Consider the following 18,032-nt stretch of genomic DNA (forward strand, 5'->3'; position numbering starts at 1 on the left):
ATCGGGCCGCGCTGACCTGCAGGAGTTTGATTTCTGCAGGTCAGCGCGGGTTGGATGCCACAGGAATCCACTCCGTCTTCACCGTCACGTCGTCCAGGGCGTCCGGCAACGGCGTCACCCCGAGCCCCGGACCCGTCGGAACGGTCAGGTGACCGTCCTGCAGCACGAACGGCTCGGTGACGTCCATCCGGTAGTAGCGGCCGGACGCCGAGGTGTCGCCGGGCAGCGTGCAGCCGGGCAACGCTGCCAGCGCCACGTTCGCGGCCCTGCCGATGCCGGTCTCGAGCATGCCGCCGCACCACACCGCGACGTTGTTCGCCGCGCAGACGTCGTGGATGCGCCGCGCCTCCAGGTAGCCGCCGACCCTGCTGGGCTTGATGTTGACGATCTGGCAGGCGCCCAGCTTGATCGCGTCGGCGGCCGACGACGCCGAGGTGATCGACTCGTCCAGGCAGATCGGCGTCCGCACGACCTTGGCGAGCTCGGCGTGGGCGAGCAACTCCTCCTCTGCCAGCGGTTGTTCGATCAGCAGCAGGTCGAACGGGTCGAGCTTCGCGAGGTGCCGCGCGTCGCCCAGGGTGTACGCGGTGTTCGCGTCCACCTGCAGCAGCACGTCGGTGAACCGCTCGCGCACGGCCCGCACGGGTTCGACGTCCCAGCCCGGTTCGATCTTCAGCTTGATCCGGACGTAGCCCTCCTCGACGTAACCGCCGACGGCGTCGAGCAGTTCCGGGATCGAGTTCATGATCCCGACCGACACCCCGCACGGCACGCGGTCGCGGACCGCGCCCAGCTCACGGCCGAAGGACACCCCACGCGCGCGCAGTTCGGCGTCCAGGACGGCCATCTCCAACGCCGCCTTGGCCATCCGGTGCCCGTGGAACTTCGCCAGCCGCGGAGCGACCGAGATGCCGTCGATCGGCCCGGTGAGCGCCGGGACGAAGAACCGCCGCAGCACGTCGGCGCAGCCCTCCACGTACTCCGGCGAGTACACCGGATCGACCAGCGCGCCGCACTCGCCCCAGCCCTCGCCCTCGTCCGTGACGGCGCGCAGCAGCAGCAACTGCCGCACGGTCTGCGTGCCGAACGAGGTGCGGAACGGCGACTTCAGCGGCATCTCGACCCAGCGGATCTCCACCCCGGTCAGCTTCACGACTCAGTGCCCTTCTCGACGACGTACCAGCCGGACCTGTCGAACCCGGTTATGCGCGCGCCGCTCGCGAGCAGCCCGCCGAGCACCTCCCGCACGGCGTAGCGCCATTCGTTCGCCGCGGCCGGGTTCGTGGCCCGCAGCGACTCGATGTCCGGTGGCACGGCGACGAGAACCGTGCTGCCCGAACACACTCCCGGCACCGGCAGGCCGTCCTCGGAGATGCCGAGGCCCACCACGCCCGTCGCGCTGACGGTCCGCGGCCGGCCGGCGCACGCCGACACGGCCGCGGGGGAGGAGATGCGCCAGCGGATCAGCAGCCGGTCGGTCTCGTCGCCGCCGTTGATGTCGTCGTGCATGTGGCCGTAGAAGTCGGGCAGGTACTCGGTCGCGTCCGCGGCGAGCTTGCCCAGGTTGAAGTAGGCGTTGCGGCGCACCAGCGGGTCGAACGTCCAGCTGACCTCGGTGAGCCCGCGTTCGAGCGCCCACGCCCGCTGGTCGAGCTTGAGCGCGTACCCGACGTTGCGGCCGCGCATGCCCGCCGCCACCCCGGCGATGTGGCTGTGCAGCGCGCCGGCGGCGGGTGGCGAGCAGAACCCGATGCACGCGCCCACCAGGACGTCGCCGTCGAACGCGCCCGCGACGTAGCTGCCCGCCTTGGTCATCGCGCGCAGCAGCTCCGCGGTGACCGGGGGAGCGCCGCCCTCCTCGGCCGGACGCCAGATCGACTCGTACAACCGTTGCGTGGCGAGGAGTTCCGCGTGGTCGGTGAGCTGACGGACCACCACGTTCTGTTTCACCAACGTCATGTCAGCTCCTTCACCAGCGCCGCGAGCAGCTGGGTGCGCGGAACGAGCTCCGACACCAGCACGTGCTCGCTCTCGGCGTGCGCGCCACCGCCGACGGCACCGAGCCCGTCGAGCGTGGGAATCCCCACTCCTGCGGTGAAGTTGCCGTCCGACGCGCCACCGACCGCCGCCTGCGGGACACCGGGCAGGAACCTGGACGCCAGGTCGAACAACGCGGAGGACGCGGACAGCTCCAGCGGCGGGCGGTTCGGTCCGCCGGCCACCTCGACCTTCGCGCCGTCCAGCACCGGCTGCAGCGCTTTCATGTCCTCATCGACCCGTTGCTGTTCCTCCAGGTTCCGCACGCGCACGTCCACCATGAACTTCCCTTGTGCGGGAACGGTGTTCGTCGTCGTGCCGGAGGACAGCACGGTCGGCACGACGGTCGTCCCGGCGGCGGCGTCCGCCAGCAGGGAGACCGCCAGGATCTGGTGTGCCGCCTCGATCGTCGCGTTCACGCCGCGTTCGGGTTCGAGCCCGGCGTGCGAGGCGCGTCCGTGCAACGTCACCTCGTACATCGACGTGCCCTTGCGCTCGGTCTTCAACGCACCGCCGTCCGCAGAGGCCTCGCAGACCAGGACGGCCGAGTGCTCCACGGCCTCGGTCTCGATCAGCCCGCGCGACGACGGCGAGCCGATCTCCTCGTCACCGGTGATCAGAACCGTGACGCCGTCGGGAGAACCGAGCGCCGCGACGGCGTGGAAGATCATCACGACGCCGGTCTTCATGTCGAAGCAGCCGGGCCCGCGCAGCACACCGCCCGCCACGCTGAACGGGATCCGCTCCAGCGTCCCGATCGGCCACACCGTGTCGTGGTGGCCGAGCAGCAACACCTTGCGCGGCCCCGAACCCAGCCGCCACCGCAGATGCGTGCGGCCGTCGAGCACGATCCGCTCCGGCTGGGCGCCGAGCAGCGCGGCACCTACCTGAGCGGTGACCTCGGCGCTGCGGGCGACCGCCGCCAGGTCGGTGGACGGCGACTCGCAGGACACGAGCCGTTCGATGTCGTCGATCAGGTTCATCAGGACACCTTCGGCGTGGCGCGGACACCCATGTGCACGTACTGCTCCCCGGTCGGCAACGCGTAGAACACCAGGGAGGACCAGCTCTTGTCCTCGGCCATCCGGTACAGGAACGTCGAGTCGTCGACCGGCACGAGATCGACCTGCGGCGGCTTGGGGAACAGGCCCGCCAGCGGACCGGTGGGCGTCATGTCCAGCAGCAGCCCGTTCTCGCCCTCGGTGACGTCGAGGGTGATGGAGGCCCGCTCGTACTTCCCGACGTACCGCGAGACGTCCACGGCCGGTGGTGCGTCGGCCGGCACCGGCGGGCGCGGCATGGCGAGGTCCGCCAGCTCGGCGAAGATCTCCCGGTACAGGTCCAGATACAGCTCGCGGGCGCCGTCGCCGTTGGTCAGCAACGTGACCGCGAGGTCGTGGCCCGGCAGCAGGCGCAGGAACGCGGACTGCCCGATCGTGTTGCCGTCGTGGCCGATCAGCCGCTGGCCGTCCCAGCCGAACCTGATCCAGCCGACGCCCCACGAGTCGCCCAGCACGAACCGGTCGGGCACCTCGGTCTGCTTCTCGGTCATCTCGGCCGCGGACTCCTCGGACAGCACCCGCGTGCCGTCCGGCGCCAGGCCTCCCGCGAGGTGCATCCGGGCGAACGCCAGCACGTCCTCGGTGGTCGAGAAGATCGTCCCGGCAGGGCCGACCGAGCGCGGGAGTGCCCACACCGGGGCGACGTCCAGCTTCTCGTCCTGCTTGACGTGGCCGACGGCGGCGCGGTGCAGCAGCGCCTCCTCCGGCAGCGTGCCGGTGCGGGTGAGGCCCAGCGGGGTGAAGAGCCTCTCCCGCATGGCGGCGTCCCAGGTCTTGCCGGTGAGCTTCTCGATCACCCTGCCCGCGAGCACGAAACCGGCGTTGCTGTAGGAGAAGGTCGCGCCGAGCGGGTGGTTCTGGGCGGCGTCGGCGAGCAGTTCGGTGTAGCGCTCCAGGCAGTCGTCACCGCGGCCGGTGTCGGTGAAGTTGTCGCCGTCGATGCCGCTGGTGTGCGTGAGGAGGTGCCGCATGGTCACCTTCTGGCCGACCACCGGGTCCGAGAGCGTGAGCTCCGGCAGGACGTCGGTGATCGGGGCGTCCAGGTCGAGCAGGCCCTCGTCGACGAGCGTCATCACGACCGTCGTCGTCCAGACCTTGCCGATCGAACCGATCTGGAAGATCGTGTCGTCGGTGACCTCGACGCCGGTCTGGATGTTCAGCACACCGTGGTGCGCCTGGAGGATCTCGCCCTTGTACAGGACACCGAGCGCCGCGCCAGGTACGCCGTGCTTCTTCGCGAGCGCGGAAAGCCTGCGCTGCCAGTGCTTCTGGTCGAGCGGCTTGCGGTTCTCCGCGTGCTCACGCACCCAGTCGACCACCCGGCGGTTGAAGTCCTCGCGGTGCGACGGCTTGCCGTTGAGGATGAACAGGTGCGATTCCTCCGGGTACAGCACCAGCTTCGCCGGCACGCTGTTCTCGCGCAGCGCGGTGAACCACTGCTCGGCCTGGCCCACGGGGCACCTGTCGTCGGCCGCACCCTGGTAGATCAGCGTCGGCGTGCTGACGTCACCGACGCGCGTCAGCGGGGACAGCTCCGCGAGGTGCTCGCCGGCACCGCCGAGCTCGAGCGCGGTCAGGTAGTGGCCGCCGTCGGAGGTGCCCGCCATGCTCGTCAGGTCGCTGACCACACCGCCCGCGACGGCGGCGGCGAACCTGGGGTCGCGGCTGGTCAGGTAGCAGGTCATGTAGCCGCCGTAGCTGTAGCCGGTGACGGCGAGCCTGGCCGGGTCGGCGAGTCCCTCCGCGACGAGCTGGTCGAGCGGCTCCAGGAAGTCCTTCGCGTCGGCCTTGCCCCACGCGCCGAGCGCGGCCCGGTAGAAGGACTCGCCGTAGCCGTCGCTGCCGCGCGGGTTGAGCAGCAGCACCGCCCAGCCCTGCTGTGCCAGCACCTGGTGGTAGAGGTGGACCGGGTCGGCGGCGCCGTTCCACGCGTTGTGCGGGCCGCCGTGGATGTCCAGCAGCAACGGCGCCGGGCCGGTGCGCTCCGGGTCGCGGACGAGCCAGCCGTGCACCACGGTGCCGTCCGAGATCGTGAACTCCCGTTCCTCGCGGACGAACGGCTCGACACTGGTGTGTCCGGTGTGGACGGTCGCCTCGCCGGAGGTCAGGTCGACCGTGGCGATCTCGCCGAACGAGGTGGGCGTGCCCAGGACGACGGCCGCGGTGTCACCGACGACGGAAAGCCCTGCCACGACCCGGGAGTCCCCGCCCAGGACCAGGCGCGGCACCTCGTCGCCTTCGAGGTCGACGGCGTAGAGCTGGGTGCAGCCGCGGTCTCGGGCGCAGAACAGCACCGTGCCGCCGTGCTGGACCGGCAGCCCGCCGGGGTAACCCGCCATGCCGGGCATGAGGTTGCGGTCGAGCGACGCGGACAGGTTCCTGACCGTGCCGTCCAGCGGCAGGAACAGGAGGTCCAGGTGACCGGCGTCCGCGGAGGCGCGACCGACGACCAGCAAACCTGCCTCCGTCCACGTGACCGTCGCGGCCTGTCCCTCGGCGAGCCCGACGACCTGCGGTTCCGCTTTGCTGTCGACCTCGACGACGTGCACCGGCACGCGGAACGTCAGGTCGGCGTCCTCGTCGCGGGAGGCGGTGAAGGCGAGCTTCGTGCCGTCCGGTGACCACGCGGGGGCGCTCGCGTGCCAGTCACCGCTGGTCAGCTGCCGGACCTCGCGGGTCTCCAGGTCGAGGACGTGCAGGTGGGCGCGGACGCTGCGCAGGTACCCGGCGCCGTCGGCCTTGTGGTCCAGGCGGCTCGTGACGATCGGCGCGGAGGCGTCGGCGATGTCGACGGGTGCGGAGAACGCGAGCTTCGTGCCGTCGGCGTTCCACACCGGTGCGCCAGCGCCGAGCGAGAGCTCCGTGAGCTGCTCGGGTTCGCCGTCCAGCAGCCAGATCTGCGCGGGGCCGTCCTGGGCGCGCAGGAACGCGATCCTGCCGTCCGGGGACCACGCCGGTGACGTGTCCGCCTTGCCCCTGGTGAGCTGCTTCGTCTTGCCGTTCACGACCCGCCAGAGCGCGCGTTCGTCGCGGTCGTTCTCGCGGTCGGTGGTGCGCAGGACGTAGACGATCTCGGTTCCGTCCGGCGAGAGCGCGGGCTGTTCCGGCAGCGCGTAGCCGTACAGGTCCTCGATGGTGGTCACGTTGCGGATCCCCTCGTCAGCTCGGAACGGAACAGGTCGAGCACGTTCTGGCCCAGGACGCGGACGATGTCGTCCTCGGGCCATCCCCTCTTCTGCAGCACCTCGGTCACCAGCGGCAGACCTGCCGGCCCCTCCAGGCCCGGCAGGTACCGGTCGGTCGGCACGCCCTCGATGAACTGGGCCTCGCAGCACGGCGGCGTGGTGTCCTCCAGGACCTCCTTGACGAAGTCCGGCCCGAGGCCGACGTGCCGCACGCCCATGACGCCCGCGATGTGCTCGATGTGGTCGGCCAGGCGGCCGATCGTGAAGTCGGACTCGTGCAGGAACGGCGCGAAGAAGTTCACGCACACCACGCCGCCGTTGTCCGCGATGCCCTTCAGCTGGGCGTCGGTCAGGTTGCGGTGGTGGTCGCGCAGGGCCCGTGCCGACGAGTGCGTCGCCATCACCGGACGGGTCGAGAGCTCCAGCACGTGGTCGACGCCCGCCGCGCCCAGGTGGCTGACGTCGAAGATCATGCCGAGGCGTTCCATCTCGGCGTGCGCGGCGACGCCGGCCCTGGTCAGCCTGCTGCCGGTGGCGTCCTCGCCGCTGCCGTCGGCGAGCGCCGTGCGGCCGAAGTGGGCGAGGGACGCGATCCGCACGCCCAGCCGGTACAGCGTCTCCAGCAGTTCGACGTCCTCGCCCACGCCCGGCGCGCTCTCCAGCGCGAGCACGAGCGCGATGCGGCCGTCGTCGAGGGCCTGGTCGATCTCGGTGCCGTCGACGCAGAGCCTGGTCTCCGGGCTCGCCTCGGCGATGCGGTGCGCGACCTCGATCATCCGCAGTGTCTGCCGCAGCGCGCCTTCCGGCCGGAACACGTCGTCGACGAACACCGGCAGCACCTGCAGGTTCACCCCGCCGGCCTGCAGCTGCGGCAGCCAGCGCTCGCGGAAGTGCGGCACCCACCGCTCGACCGGGCGGTGGACGAGCGCGTCCAGCAGGTCGTTGTGGGTGTCCGCGACGACACTGCGCCCGTGCAGATCGTCGATCATGAAGCCTCCAGCCTCGTGTGGCGTCTGGGCACGGCCGCGAGCAGCTCGCGCGTGTACTCGTGCGTCGGGTTCTCGAGCACCTGTCCCGCGGGCCCCTCTTCCACGATCCTGCCCGTCTTCATCACCGCGATGCGGTCGCTCACGTACCGCACGACGGCGAGGTTGTGCGAGATGAACAGCATGGAGAGGCCGAGCTGTCGTTGCAGGTCGCGGACCAGGTTCAGCACCGCGCCCTGCACCGACACGTCGAGCGCGGACGTGATCTCGTCGGCGATGATCACCTTCGGCCGCCCGGCGAGTGCCCTGGCCAGGGCGACGCGCTGCCGTTGCCCGCCGGACAGCCGCGACGGCAGTGCGGTGGCCCTGCCGGGGTCGAGGTTCACCAGTTCGAGCAGCCTCGCGACCTCGGCCCTGCGGTCGGTGCCGCGCGGCATGGCCTCGGCGATGGAGTTCCCGATGGTCATCCTCGGGTCGAGCGACGAGTACGGGTCCTGGAAGACCATCTGGACCTTGCCGTCCACGTGGACCTGGCCCTCGGTGGGCTTGATCAGGCGGACCGCGGTGGCGGCGAGGGTGGACTTGCCGGAGCCCGACTCGCCGACGAGGCCCACGACCTGGCCGGACGGCACGGTGAGGCTGACGTCGTCGACCGCCGTGTGGTGGCCGAAGCGAACGGTGACGTTGGTGAAGGAGAGGTCGCTCATCGCACACCCGCCAGTTCGCTCTCGGACTTCCAGCACGCGACCCTGTGGCCCTCGCCGAACGCCCTGAGCTCGGGTTCCTCGGTCCGGCACTGGTCGTCGGCGAGCGGGCAGCGCGGTGCGAACGGGCACCCCTGACCGATCTCGGCCGGTTCCGGCGGCCGGCCGGGGATGACCGCGAGCGGCGCGTCCCTGTCCGTGTCGAGGTCGGGCACCGACTTGAGCAGCGCCGTCGTGTACGGGTGCCGCGCGGCCGTGAACAGCTCGTCCGTCGGCAGCTCCTCGACGATCCGGCCCGCGTACATCACGAGCACCCGGTCGCAGGTCTGCGCGACGACGATGATGTCGTGGCTGATCAGCAACACCGCGGCACTGCGGTCCTGCCGGATGCGGGCGAGCAGCCTGAGCACCTCGCGCTGCACCGTGACGTCGAGCGCGGTGGTGGGTTCGTCGGCGATCACCAGCTTCGGCTCGCCCATCAGCCCCATCGCGATCATCGCCCGCTGCCGCATGCCGCCGGAGAACTCGTGCGGGTACTGCCCTGCCCGGCGTTCGGGATCCGGCACCCGCACCGCGTCGAGCCGGCCGATCGCCTTGTGCAGCGCGGCTTTGCGGGTGTGGTTCTGGTGGACCTCGGACACCTCGGCGAGCTGCCTGCCGATGCGCTTGGTGGGGTTGAACGACGTCGTCGGGTCCTGGAACACCATCGCCAGGCTGGTACCCAGCTCGCGGTCCGGGATCTCGTCGAGAGGCTTTCCGTCGAACTGGAGCGCGTCGGCCGTGACCACGCCGGGATGCTCGACGAGCCGGGACACGGCCAAGGCGGTGAGGCTCTTGCCCGATCCGGACTCGCCGACCACACCGATCATCTCTCCGTTGTGGACGGTGAACGACACACCCCGCACCGGCGTGATGCCACCGGGGAAGGCGACGTGCAGGTTCCGGACCGTCAGCAGCCCGTCCCCGGGTTCCGAGCCGGTGGACTGCAACGGTTTCGGCGCCGGCCCTCGTTGCTGCCGCCGGTGACCCGCCGCGGCGGCCTCGCCGAACAGGTTGAACGCCAGACCCGCCAGCACCACGGCGATCGCGGGCCCCAGCGCGGGCGCGGGGGTGATGTAGATGCGGTTGAGTCCCTCACCGAGCAGCCGCCCCCAGTCGTAGGAGGGCGCCTGCACGCCGATGCCGAGGAACGACAGCCCGGCGAACGCGGTGAGCGCCGATCCCGCCGCGAGGGTCGCGTTGATGACGAGCGGCTCGGCGATGTTGGGCAGCACGTGCCGGGTGAGAAGCCGGAACCTGCCCACCCCGCACACCCGTGCGGCCGCGATGAAGTCCCGTCCTGCCACCGAGGCCGTGAGAGTCTGGGTGAGGCGGGCGAACGAAGGTGTGATCGCGAACGCGATGGCGAGCACCGCGCCGATCGTCCCCGTGCCGAAGATGACGGCGAAGAACAACGCCAGCAGCAGCCCGGGGAACGCCACGGCGATGTTGACCGCCGACGTCACGATCCTGGCCGCCCAGCGGGGGAGCACCGACGGCGCCGAGCCGAGGAGCAGGCCCGTGGTCACGCCGATCAGCGTGGCGAGCAGGGCCAGTCCGATCGTGAGGCGGGTGGCCACCAGTACGCGGTAGAAGATGTCGCGGCCCAGCTGGTCGGTGCCGAGGAGGTGCTCGGCGGACGGGCCCTGCTGCAGGGCGTCGGTGTCGATGGCGGCGGCCCGGTCGCCCCACAGGAGCGGGGCGAAGATCGCCAGCGCCAGCAGGACGGTGAGGAGCAGGGCGGAGGCCGCGCCGACGGGGGAGCGGAGGACAGCTAGCCGGCGCATCACGCCTCCTTGATCGTCGAACGCGGGTCGAGCAGAGCCAGCACCACGTCCACGACCAGGTTCACCAGCAGCACCCCTGCCCCGTACACCAGCACGATGCCCTGCACGGCCGGGTAGTCCTTCTGCTGGATCGAGCCGACGATGGTCGAGCCCAGACCGGGCCACGCGAACACGTTCTCCACCAGCACGGTCCCGGCGACCAGGGCGGCGAGCATCATGCCGCCCAAAGTGAGGGTCGCGGTGACGGCGTTGGGCAGCGCGTGCCGCAGGTACACCAGGCGCGACGGCAGCCGCTTGGCGCGTGCGGTGCGCACGTAGTCGTTGCCCAGCACGGAAAGCAGCTCCACCCGCACGATCCGGGAGAGGACCGCGGCGGGGCCGAGGGCGAGGGCGAGCACGGGCAGCACCCACGAACCGGCCACGTCGTTGCCCGCCACGGGAAGCAGGCCGAGCTGCACGGCGAACAGGCTCACGAGCCCCACCGCCAGCAGGAACTCCGGGATCGCCGCGAGCACCACGCTGGACGAGGTGAACGCCAGCTCACCGCCGCGCCGGCGGCCGCCCCTGGTCAGGACCGCCATCACGACGCCCACCGGCACCGCCACGACGACCACGACCAGGAACGCGAGCACCGCCAGCTGCACGGTGGCGGGCAACCGATCGCCGATCAGCGAGGAGACCGGCGTCCCGCTGATCAGCGACGTGCCGAACTCGCCGCGGAACAGGCCGGTCAGGTAGTGCCAGTACTGCACGGGCAACGGGTCGTCGAGGCCCAGCGCGGCGCGGCGGGAGGCGACCAGGTCCGGTGGCGCGGACAGGCCCAGTGACTCGCGAACGGGGTCGCCGGGGATCAGGTGGATCATCAGGAACGCCGCGGTCACCAGCACCCACAGCGAGGTCAGGAAGCGCACGGCCCGCCGGCGGGCGAAGGGCAGCCACGCGCTGCCCCGCACCCGTTCCAGCGTGGTCATGACGCGAGCATCCTGATCGAGGCCGGGTCGAGGCTGTCGCTGACGGTGAACCGCGCGCCCTTGACGAAGGTCGGGACGACGGCGTCGAAGTACGGGACGAGGCTGGCGTCGCGCACCAGGGCGGCCTCGGCCTTGTTCCAGTGCTCGCAGCCCGCCGCGCCGGCGAGGGACGCCGCCTGCTTGGACTGCTCCGTGAACTCGGTGTTGTCGATGTGGGCGAAGTTGACGCCCTGCGGCGGCACCGGGCCGGACGCGAACGGCACCAGCTGGCTCGGCAGCGACAACGTCAGCGGCACCATCGACGCGTCCCACGCGCCGGTGTCGAACAGTGCCTGGTTGATGCCGGCGGCGTCGGCGGGCTGGATCTCCACCTTCACACCGATTCCCTGCCACGCCTGCTGGACCAGCTCGGCGGTGGAGGTCAGCGTCGGGCCGACGACGGTCGGCTGGAGCAGCTTGACCGACAACGGCTTGCCGTCCTTCGACCGCGTGCCGTCCGGTCCTGCCCGCCATCCCGCGGTGTCGAGCGCGCTCGCCGCGGCCGCCCTGTCGAACGCGGGCACGTTGGGCGTCACGTTGTCACCGGTGCAGGGACGGGGCTCGACGGTCACGAGGCTCTTCGACGGCCTGCCCTTGCCGGTGGTCAGCACCTTGCCGACCTGGGCGAGGTCGAGCGCCTGCACGAGCGCGCGGCGGACGGCGGGGTCCTGGCCGGGGTGCCCGGCGGACTGGTTGAACGACAGCGTGCCCAGCGGGGTGGCGTTGTCGACGTGGTCCACCTTCTGCGCGAGCAGGCGTTCCTGGTCGGGGCCCGCCACGGTCGCGGCGCTGAGCTGGCCGGACAGCAGCAGGTTCACGGCGGTCGTCTCGTTCGCGATCACCCGCACGACCACCTTCTCCGGCAGGCCCTGCTGGTCCTTCTGCCAGTCGCCGGGTCCCCACGCGAAGTCCTTGCGCCGCACCAGGGTGTAGTGGTCGTTCGGCACGATCTCGGAGATCGTGAACATGCCGGTGCCCTGCTCGCCCTTGGCCAGCAACGAACGGTCGCTCATGCCCTTGGCGCACACGATCGGCAGCGTGCCGACGTTGGTCAGCAGGAACGCGTCCGCGGCGCTGGTCACCGTGACGGTGCGGGCGGCGTCGTCCGCCGTGGCCGTGGTGCCGGGGGCGACCTGAAGCCCGGTGAGCGCCGACTTGTTCTTCGGATCGCCGACGAACGAGATGTTCGCGGCGACGTCCGAGGCGGTGAGCGGCGCACCGTCGGCGCACGTGATGCCTTGGCGCAGCGTGAAAGTCGCCGTCGTGGTGGTGGCGTCCCACTTCTCGGCGAGTCCCGCGACGATCTCGCCGTTGGAGGTGCGCTCGATCAGCCTGCCGTAGAGGAACCGGCCGACCTGCCGCGCCACCGACAGGACCGTCAGCGCGGGATCGAGCGAACCCGGATCCGCGGCGACCGACATCGTGAAGGTCTTGCCCTCGGCCAGATCCTGGCTCCCGGACGTGGCCGAGGTCCCGCAACCGGCGAGGACGACGACTCCTAGCAGGGCTACCGCGCGCTTCATGACGTCCTCCGGAGCTGGTCTACGGCGAGCCGTCCGGCACGGCCGATCACCGCGTCGGCGGCGGGGTCGCGCAGGGCGAGCGACTGGGAGCGGGTGAACACCGCGACGGCGTAGCTGCGGCCGTCGGGGTAGGTGACGACGCCGGCCTCGTTGCGGACGCTGGGCAGCGTGCCGGTCTTGGCGGCGACCTGGACGTCGGAGGGGAAGCCCGACGAGAGCCGGTGCGGCCAGATCTGCTGGGCCATGATCGACCGGACCCGTTGGCACGCCTCGGGTTCCGCCACCCGGTCGGTCCAGATGGCGTCGAGCAGCGTCGTGATCTCCCGCGGCGTCGAGGAAGTGGTGCGTTCGGGATCCACGATGGACAGCTTCGAGACGAGCTCCCACGTCGGGCCCGCGAGCACCTCCTCGACGTCGTTCGTGCCGAGGTCCGCCGCCACCGACGCGAAGAGGTCCTCGCAGCACCCCAGGATCCGGGTGCGTTCCAGACCGGCCTTCGTGAGCACCGCGTCGACCGCGTCCTGGCCGACGCGGTGGAAGACGACGTCCGTCGCGGCGTTGTCGCTCATCGTCATCATGAACAACGCCAGGTCGCGCCAGCTCATCTCGACGTCGTCGGCACACCCCGCGGTGCCGATCCCGCCGATGCGGTAGCGGGACGTGACGCGCGTCCGTTCGGTGTCGTCGAGCCTCCCCGCCGCGACCTCGGCCGCGTACGCGACGGCGACCGGGATCTTGAACACCGACGCGAGCACCACCTGGTCGTCCGCGCCGTGACCGACCTCCGGCCCCTCCACCCCGACCTCGCGGGCGTGGACGAACCCCTCCACGCCCGCTTCCGCGAAGACTTCGGCGAAGGTCACGGTGCCACCCGGCGGTCCGCGCGGCCGGTGTGCAGGAACAACGCGCGCCCGTTGCCGTCGTCGCCGACGAACGCGTGCGGCATGTGGATGCCGTGCACCGGTTCCGCCGCGACGAGTGTGTCGTCGCGCCACGGCACCAGCTCGGTCTTGCCGGCGGACTCCGGGCTCAGCTCGGCCATGATCCCCTTCGGGATGACCTCCATCCAGATCCGGCCGTCCTCGTCCTGGGTGACCACGCGCTCGCCGACCGCCGACACGTACACGCCGGTGAACCGGTCGCCGTCGACGCGCGAGGGGTCCGCGGCGGGCTCGGGCATCGCCGGCAGCTCGACGCCGGTGAGCTCGCGCAGCACGTGCCGGAAGATCGCCTGGTAGAGGTCGATGGTCTTGCCGCCGTTGGTCAGCAGCGCGACGGCGACGCCGTGCTCGGGGACCAGGCGCAGGAAGGCGTTCTGCCCGATCGTGCCGCCGTCGTGGCCGATGACCGTCGCCTGGGGATAGTGGAACAGCTCCCAGCCCAGTCCCCAGGCGTCGCCCATCAGCGCGAGGTCCGGCACCTGCACCTGAACCTGCTGCATGGCCTCGACACCGGCGGGCGACAGCACGGAGTCGCCGTTGTTCATGTGCATCCGCGCGAACTTCAGCAGGTCGCGGGCGCTCATGGCGAGCATGGACCCGGCCGGGGCGTTCGACCGAACCAGGGCCCAGACCGGGGCCGTCTGCGGACCCGCGGCCTCGTCGTGCGTGAGGTGCCCGACGGCGGCGCGGTGCATGATCGCCTCGTAGGCGTCCGCGGCGGCATGGGTCAGGCCGAGCGGGGCGAACAGGTGCTCGCGCAGGCAGTCGTCGTACTGCTTGCCGCGCATGACCTCGACGATCCGGCCGAGCACGCAGTACCCGGCGTTGTTGTAGCTGAACATCTCGCCGGGGGCGAAGAGCTGGGGGGTGTCGTGCAACGTGGCGACGTACTTCTCCACGCAGTCGTCGCCGCGGCCGGTGTCGGTGAAGAGGTCGCCCTCGAAGCCAGAGGTGTGGTTCATCAGCTGCCGCACGGTGATCCGCGCGGCGGCGTCCTCGTCGGCGATCCGGAACTCGGGCAGGTAGTCCCGCACGGGCGCGTCGAGGTCCAGCAGGTTCTCGTCGACGAGCTGCATCGCGAGCGTCGTCGTCCATACCTTGGTGATCGACCCGATCTGGAACACCGAGTCGGTCGTCGTCTCGACCCCGGTGTTCTTGTTGAGCACGCCCGCCGCGGCCTCGGCCACGTCGTCGCCGACGGTGACGGCCACCGCGGCGCCCGGTACACCGTGCTCGGCCGCCAGCCGGGGCAGGTTCTCCTGCAGCCAGTCGTTGATCTCGTTGAGCTTGGACATCCGTGCTCCATCCGCCTCGACGCGACTCCCGGTCACCGGCAAAGCTAGGACCGGCCGCCCCGTCGCCACCTCGTCGCGGCCGACGAATCCGGCCCTCCCGATCTGTCCGCGCGGACGAACGCGCCGCGGGGTAGAGCCTGCTCCACCTCCGGCCGGGCAGCCTGCGTGATCGCCCCCTGCGCGCCGCGAAATTACGTTCTTGGACAGAAAGTCGTTGCGAGCCAAGGAGAACGTGATGAGTGCAGACGCGCTGTCGTTGCAGGCGGTGCGGAAGGTGTACGGCTCGGGAGGCGGTGCGGTCACCGCGCTGGACGAGGTCACCGTCGGCATCCGGCGAGGCACGTTCACCGCCGTGATGGGACCGTCCGGCTCGGGCAAGAGCACCTTCCTGCACTGCGCGTCGGGCATGGACCGGCCGACGTCCGGCCGCGTGCTGCTCGGCGACACCGACCTCGGTCGTCTGAAGGAGGCCGCGCTGACGCAGGTGCGGCGCGACCGCATCGGGTTCGTCTTCCAGGCCTACAACCTGCTGCCGTCGCTGACCGTCGAGCAGAACATCACGCTGCCGCTGCGGCTGGCCGGGCGTGCGGCGGACCGGGCGTGGCTGCGCGAGGTCGTCGGCCGTGTCGGGCTCGACGGACGGCTCGACCGGCTGCCGTCAGAGCTGTCCGGCGGTCAGCAGCAACGCGTCGCGATCGCCCGCGCACTGGTGGCACGGCCCGAGGTCGTGCTGGCCGACGAACCGACCGGCGCGCTGGACTCCCGCACCGCGCACCAGGTCCTGAGCCTGCTGCGGTCCATTGTGGACGACATGGGGCAGACCGTGCTGATGGTGACGCACGACCCGGTGGCCGCCTCGGCCGCGCACAGCGTGCTGTTCCTGGCGGACGGGCGGCTGGCCGGCGAGCTGGCCGGTCCGACGCCGGAGAAGGTCGCCGAGCGCATGACCCACCTCGGGGAGTGGTGAGCGTGCTGACCCTCGCCTGGCAGACCGTCAAGGCCCGCACCAGCGGGTTCATCGGGGCGTTCGTCGCCATCCTGTGCGGTACCGCGCTGGTCGCGGCCTGCGGGATCCTCATGGAGTCCGGCTTCCGCGGCGGCGTGCCGACCCAGCGCTACGCGGCCGCCGACGTGGTCGTCACGGGTGACCGGATCGTGCGGCCGCCCGGTGGTGACGTCATGGCGTTCGAGCACGCCACCGAGCAGCCGTCCCTCCCCGCCACCTTGGTCGCGAAGATCGCGGCTGTGCCCGGCGCGAAGGCGGTGCCCGAGCAGACGTTCCCGGCCGTGGTGGTAGGGCAGGACGGGCAGCCCCTCGCGGACAAGCCCTCCTTCGGCCACAACTGGGACTCCGCCGTGCTGGCGCCGTTCGCGCTGAAGGAGGGGAACGCGCCGAAGTCCGGTGGCGAGGTGGTCCTGGACTCGGCGCTTGCCAAGGCCGCGGGGGTCGGCGTTGGAGGCGAGGTACGGGTCATGACCCGCTCGGTCCCCGAGAGCTACCGGGTGGCCGGCGTCGCCGAGGCCGCCGGACCAGGACGCCAGGCGTCGCTGTTCTTCAGCGAGGCCAAGGCGGCGGAGCTGGCAGGACGTCCTGACCAGGTGAGCGCCATCGGCGTGCTGGGTGCCGACGCGAAACGAGTTGAGAGCGCTCTCGCGGGGGACCAGGTCACGGTGTCGTCCGGCGCCGACCGCAGCGCGGCCGAGTTCGACGACGTCAGCCAGACCAAGTCGATCCTCGCGATCCTGGCCGGCTCGTTCGGCGGGTACGCGGTCCTCGTCGCGATCTTCGTCGTGGCCAGCACCCTCGCGCTGACCGTCGAGCAACGCCGTCGCGAGTTCGCCCTGCTGCGGGCCGTGGGCGCGACGCCCCGGCAGATCCGCAGGCTGATCGGCGTCGAGACCACCGTCGTCTCGGTGATCGCCGGTGTGCTCGGCAGCCTGCTCGGCATCGGCGTCAGCCAGGGCCTGCGGGCCGCGTTCGCGAAGATCGGTGTCGTGCCGGACGACTTCGCACTCTCGATCAGCCCGATCCCGCTGGTCGCGGCACTGCTGATCGGCGTGGGCGCGGCCAGGCTCGCGGCCTGGAGCGCGTCACGCAGGCCGTCGTCGATCAACCCGGTCGAGGCGCTGGGCGAGGCCGCCGTGCAGAAGAAGGACGTCGGCAAGGTCCGGCTCGCCATCGGCTGGGCACTGGTCGCGATCGGGCTCGGTGCGACCGCGGTGCCGCTGTTCATCGGCGGGCAGATCGGCGCGGCGATGTCCGTGATGGCGGCGCTCGTGCTGATCATCGGTCTGGCGCTCACCGGGCCGCGGGTGGTCGGGGCGGCGGTGCGGGTGATCGCGCCGGTGCTGGCCAGGTCCGGGGTCAGCGGGTATCTGGCGTCGGCCAACGTGCTGAAGAACTCGCGCAGGCTCGCGGCGGCGGTGACGCCGTTGATGCTGGCGGTCGGGTTCGCCGTGGTGAACTTCTACAGCCAGACGACCTTCACCGCCGCCGTGCAGCAGCAGACCGAGCGGTCGATCACCGCCGGCCACGTGATCACCGGCGTGACCGGGGTGCCCGCCGAGGTCGCGGGGCAGATCGAGGGCGGCACGGCCACGTCGCTGGTGCGCACGCAGGTGATCACCGCCAGCACGACGGGGGACAGCGTCGACGTGCAGAGCCGTCCGGCCAACGGGCTCGACGCCACGGCGAGCGGCCTGGTCGACCTCGGCGTCGTGTCCGGCAGCATCGACGACCTCCGGCCGGGCACGGTGGCGCTGGGCGCCGCGCACGCCTCCTGGGAGAACAAGGAGGTCGGCGACGACGTGGAGTTCTGGTTCGCGGACGGACAGCAGGCGAAGCTGAAGGTCGTCGCGACCTACGAGCACGACCTCGCGTTCGGCGACTACGTGCTCTCCGCCGCCGACGCCCGCGCCCACACCAGGGCAGGCCTGGACAGCGCCGTGCTCGTGAACGCCGCCGACACCGCGGCGCTCAACGCGCTGATCAGCCGTTATCCGGGCCTGCAGGTGACGGAACGGGTGGCGGCGCAGGACCGCAGCGCCGAGCGGACCCAGTTCCTGCTCAACCTGGTCGCGGTCGGGGTGATCCTCGGCTACGTGGCGATCTCCGTGTCGAACACGCTGGTGATGTCCACGGCGGCACGGCGCCGCGAGTTCGCCCTGCTGCGCCTGGTCGGCACCGGACGCCGCCAGATCGTGCGGATGATGCGCGCGGAGGCGTTGCTGACGGCCGGACTCGCGGTGGTGCTGGGATCGCTGGTCGCGGCGGTGCCGCTGAGCGTGCTGGCGATCAGCCTGACCGGGAGCCCGCTGCCCGCCGGCTCGATCACGGTCTACCTGGGCGCGCTCGCCGGAGCGGCGCTGCTCGGTGTGGTGTCGATCGCGGTGTCCACGCGGTTGTCGTTGCGCGCCAAGCCCATCGACGCCATCGGCAGCCGGGAGTGACCGCGCGGAAGGGG

The 18,032-nt window shown here is 71.3% G+C and carries 12 protein-coding genes and 1 pseudogene; 2 read left to right on the top strand and 11 right to left on the bottom strand.

Annotated features, from left to right (window positions below; all coding sequences use genetic code 11):
• Positions 1-40: 40 nt before the first annotated feature.
• The 11 genes and pseudogenes from menC to ACSHWB_RS32770 form a co-directional block, all read right to left on the bottom strand.
• A complete protein-coding gene (menC, locus tag ACSHWB_RS32720; protein ID WP_439657137.1) occupies positions 41-1,153 on the bottom strand; it encodes an o-succinylbenzoate synthase in 1,113 nt (370 codons plus the stop codon).
• Positions 1,150-1,959, bottom strand: coding sequence for a GNAT family N-acetyltransferase (locus ACSHWB_RS32725; RefSeq protein ID WP_439657138.1), 810 nt, complete (start codon positions 1,957-1,959; stop codon positions 1,150-1,152). Before ACSHWB_RS32725 ends, menC begins: the two co-directional genes overlap by 4 nt.
• A complete protein-coding gene (locus tag ACSHWB_RS32730) occupies positions 1,956-3,020 on the bottom strand; it encodes a M20 family metallopeptidase (RefSeq protein ID WP_439657139.1) in 1,065 nt (354 codons plus the stop codon). The genes ACSHWB_RS32725 and ACSHWB_RS32730 overlap by 4 nt, the downstream gene beginning before the upstream one ends.
• A complete protein-coding gene (locus tag ACSHWB_RS32735) occupies positions 3,020-6,241 on the bottom strand; it encodes a serine hydrolase (protein ID WP_439657140.1) in 3,222 nt (1,073 codons plus the stop codon). The genes ACSHWB_RS32730 and ACSHWB_RS32735 overlap by 1 nt, the downstream gene beginning before the upstream one ends.
• A complete protein-coding gene (locus ACSHWB_RS32740) occupies positions 6,238-7,272 on the bottom strand; it encodes a dipeptidase (protein WP_439657141.1) in 1,035 nt (344 codons plus the stop codon). The genes ACSHWB_RS32735 and ACSHWB_RS32740 overlap by 4 nt, the downstream gene beginning before the upstream one ends.
• A gap of 8 nt (positions 7,273-7,280) precedes the next feature.
• Positions 7,281-7,976, bottom strand: a pseudogene (locus ACSHWB_RS32745) (ABC transporter ATP-binding protein); the annotation flags it as partial.
• Positions 7,973-9,799 carry a dipeptide/oligopeptide/nickel ABC transporter permease/ATP-binding protein gene (locus ACSHWB_RS32750; RefSeq protein ID WP_439657142.1) on the bottom strand — a complete coding sequence of 609 codons (1,827 nt, stop codon included), beginning with the start codon at positions 9,797-9,799 and terminating at the stop codon, positions 7,973-7,975. The pseudogene ACSHWB_RS32745 and the gene ACSHWB_RS32750, both read right to left, overlap by 4 nt.
• A complete protein-coding gene (locus ACSHWB_RS32755; RefSeq protein ID WP_439657143.1) occupies positions 9,799-10,770 on the bottom strand; it encodes an ABC transporter permease in 972 nt (323 codons plus the stop codon). The genes ACSHWB_RS32750 and ACSHWB_RS32755 overlap by 1 nt, the downstream gene beginning before the upstream one ends.
• On the bottom strand, positions 10,767-12,332 hold the full coding sequence (locus ACSHWB_RS32760; RefSeq protein ID WP_439657144.1) for an ABC transporter substrate-binding protein: 1,566 nt from the start codon (positions 12,330-12,332) through the stop codon (positions 10,767-10,769). Before ACSHWB_RS32760 ends, ACSHWB_RS32755 begins: the two co-directional genes overlap by 4 nt.
• On the bottom strand, positions 12,329-13,195 hold the full coding sequence (locus ACSHWB_RS32765) for a serine hydrolase (protein ID WP_439657145.1): 867 nt from the start codon (positions 13,193-13,195) through the stop codon (positions 12,329-12,331). The genes ACSHWB_RS32760 and ACSHWB_RS32765 overlap by 4 nt, the downstream gene beginning before the upstream one ends.
• Positions 13,192-14,568 carry a serine hydrolase domain-containing protein gene (locus ACSHWB_RS32770; RefSeq protein ID WP_439657146.1) on the bottom strand — a complete coding sequence of 459 codons (1,377 nt, stop codon included), beginning with the start codon at positions 14,566-14,568 and terminating at the stop codon, positions 13,192-13,194. The genes ACSHWB_RS32765 and ACSHWB_RS32770 overlap by 4 nt, the downstream gene beginning before the upstream one ends.
• Positions 14,569-14,803: 235 nt before the next feature.
• Between ACSHWB_RS32770 and ACSHWB_RS32775 the strand changes: the two genes are divergently transcribed.
• A complete protein-coding gene (locus tag ACSHWB_RS32775) occupies positions 14,804-15,535 on the top strand; it encodes an ABC transporter ATP-binding protein (protein WP_439657147.1) in 732 nt (243 codons plus the stop codon).
• Positions 15,532-18,018, top strand: coding sequence for an FtsX-like permease family protein (locus ACSHWB_RS32780; protein ID WP_439657148.1), 2,487 nt, complete (start codon positions 15,532-15,534; stop codon positions 18,016-18,018). The genes ACSHWB_RS32775 and ACSHWB_RS32780 overlap by 4 nt, the downstream gene beginning before the upstream one ends.
• Positions 18,019-18,032: the final 14 nt, after the last annotated feature.

Origin of the sequence: Lentzea sp. HUAS TT2 (genome assembly GCF_051853195.1) — a bacterium.
In the GTDB taxonomy this organism is placed as follows: Bacteria; Actinomycetota; Actinomycetes; order Mycobacteriales; family Pseudonocardiaceae; genus Lentzea.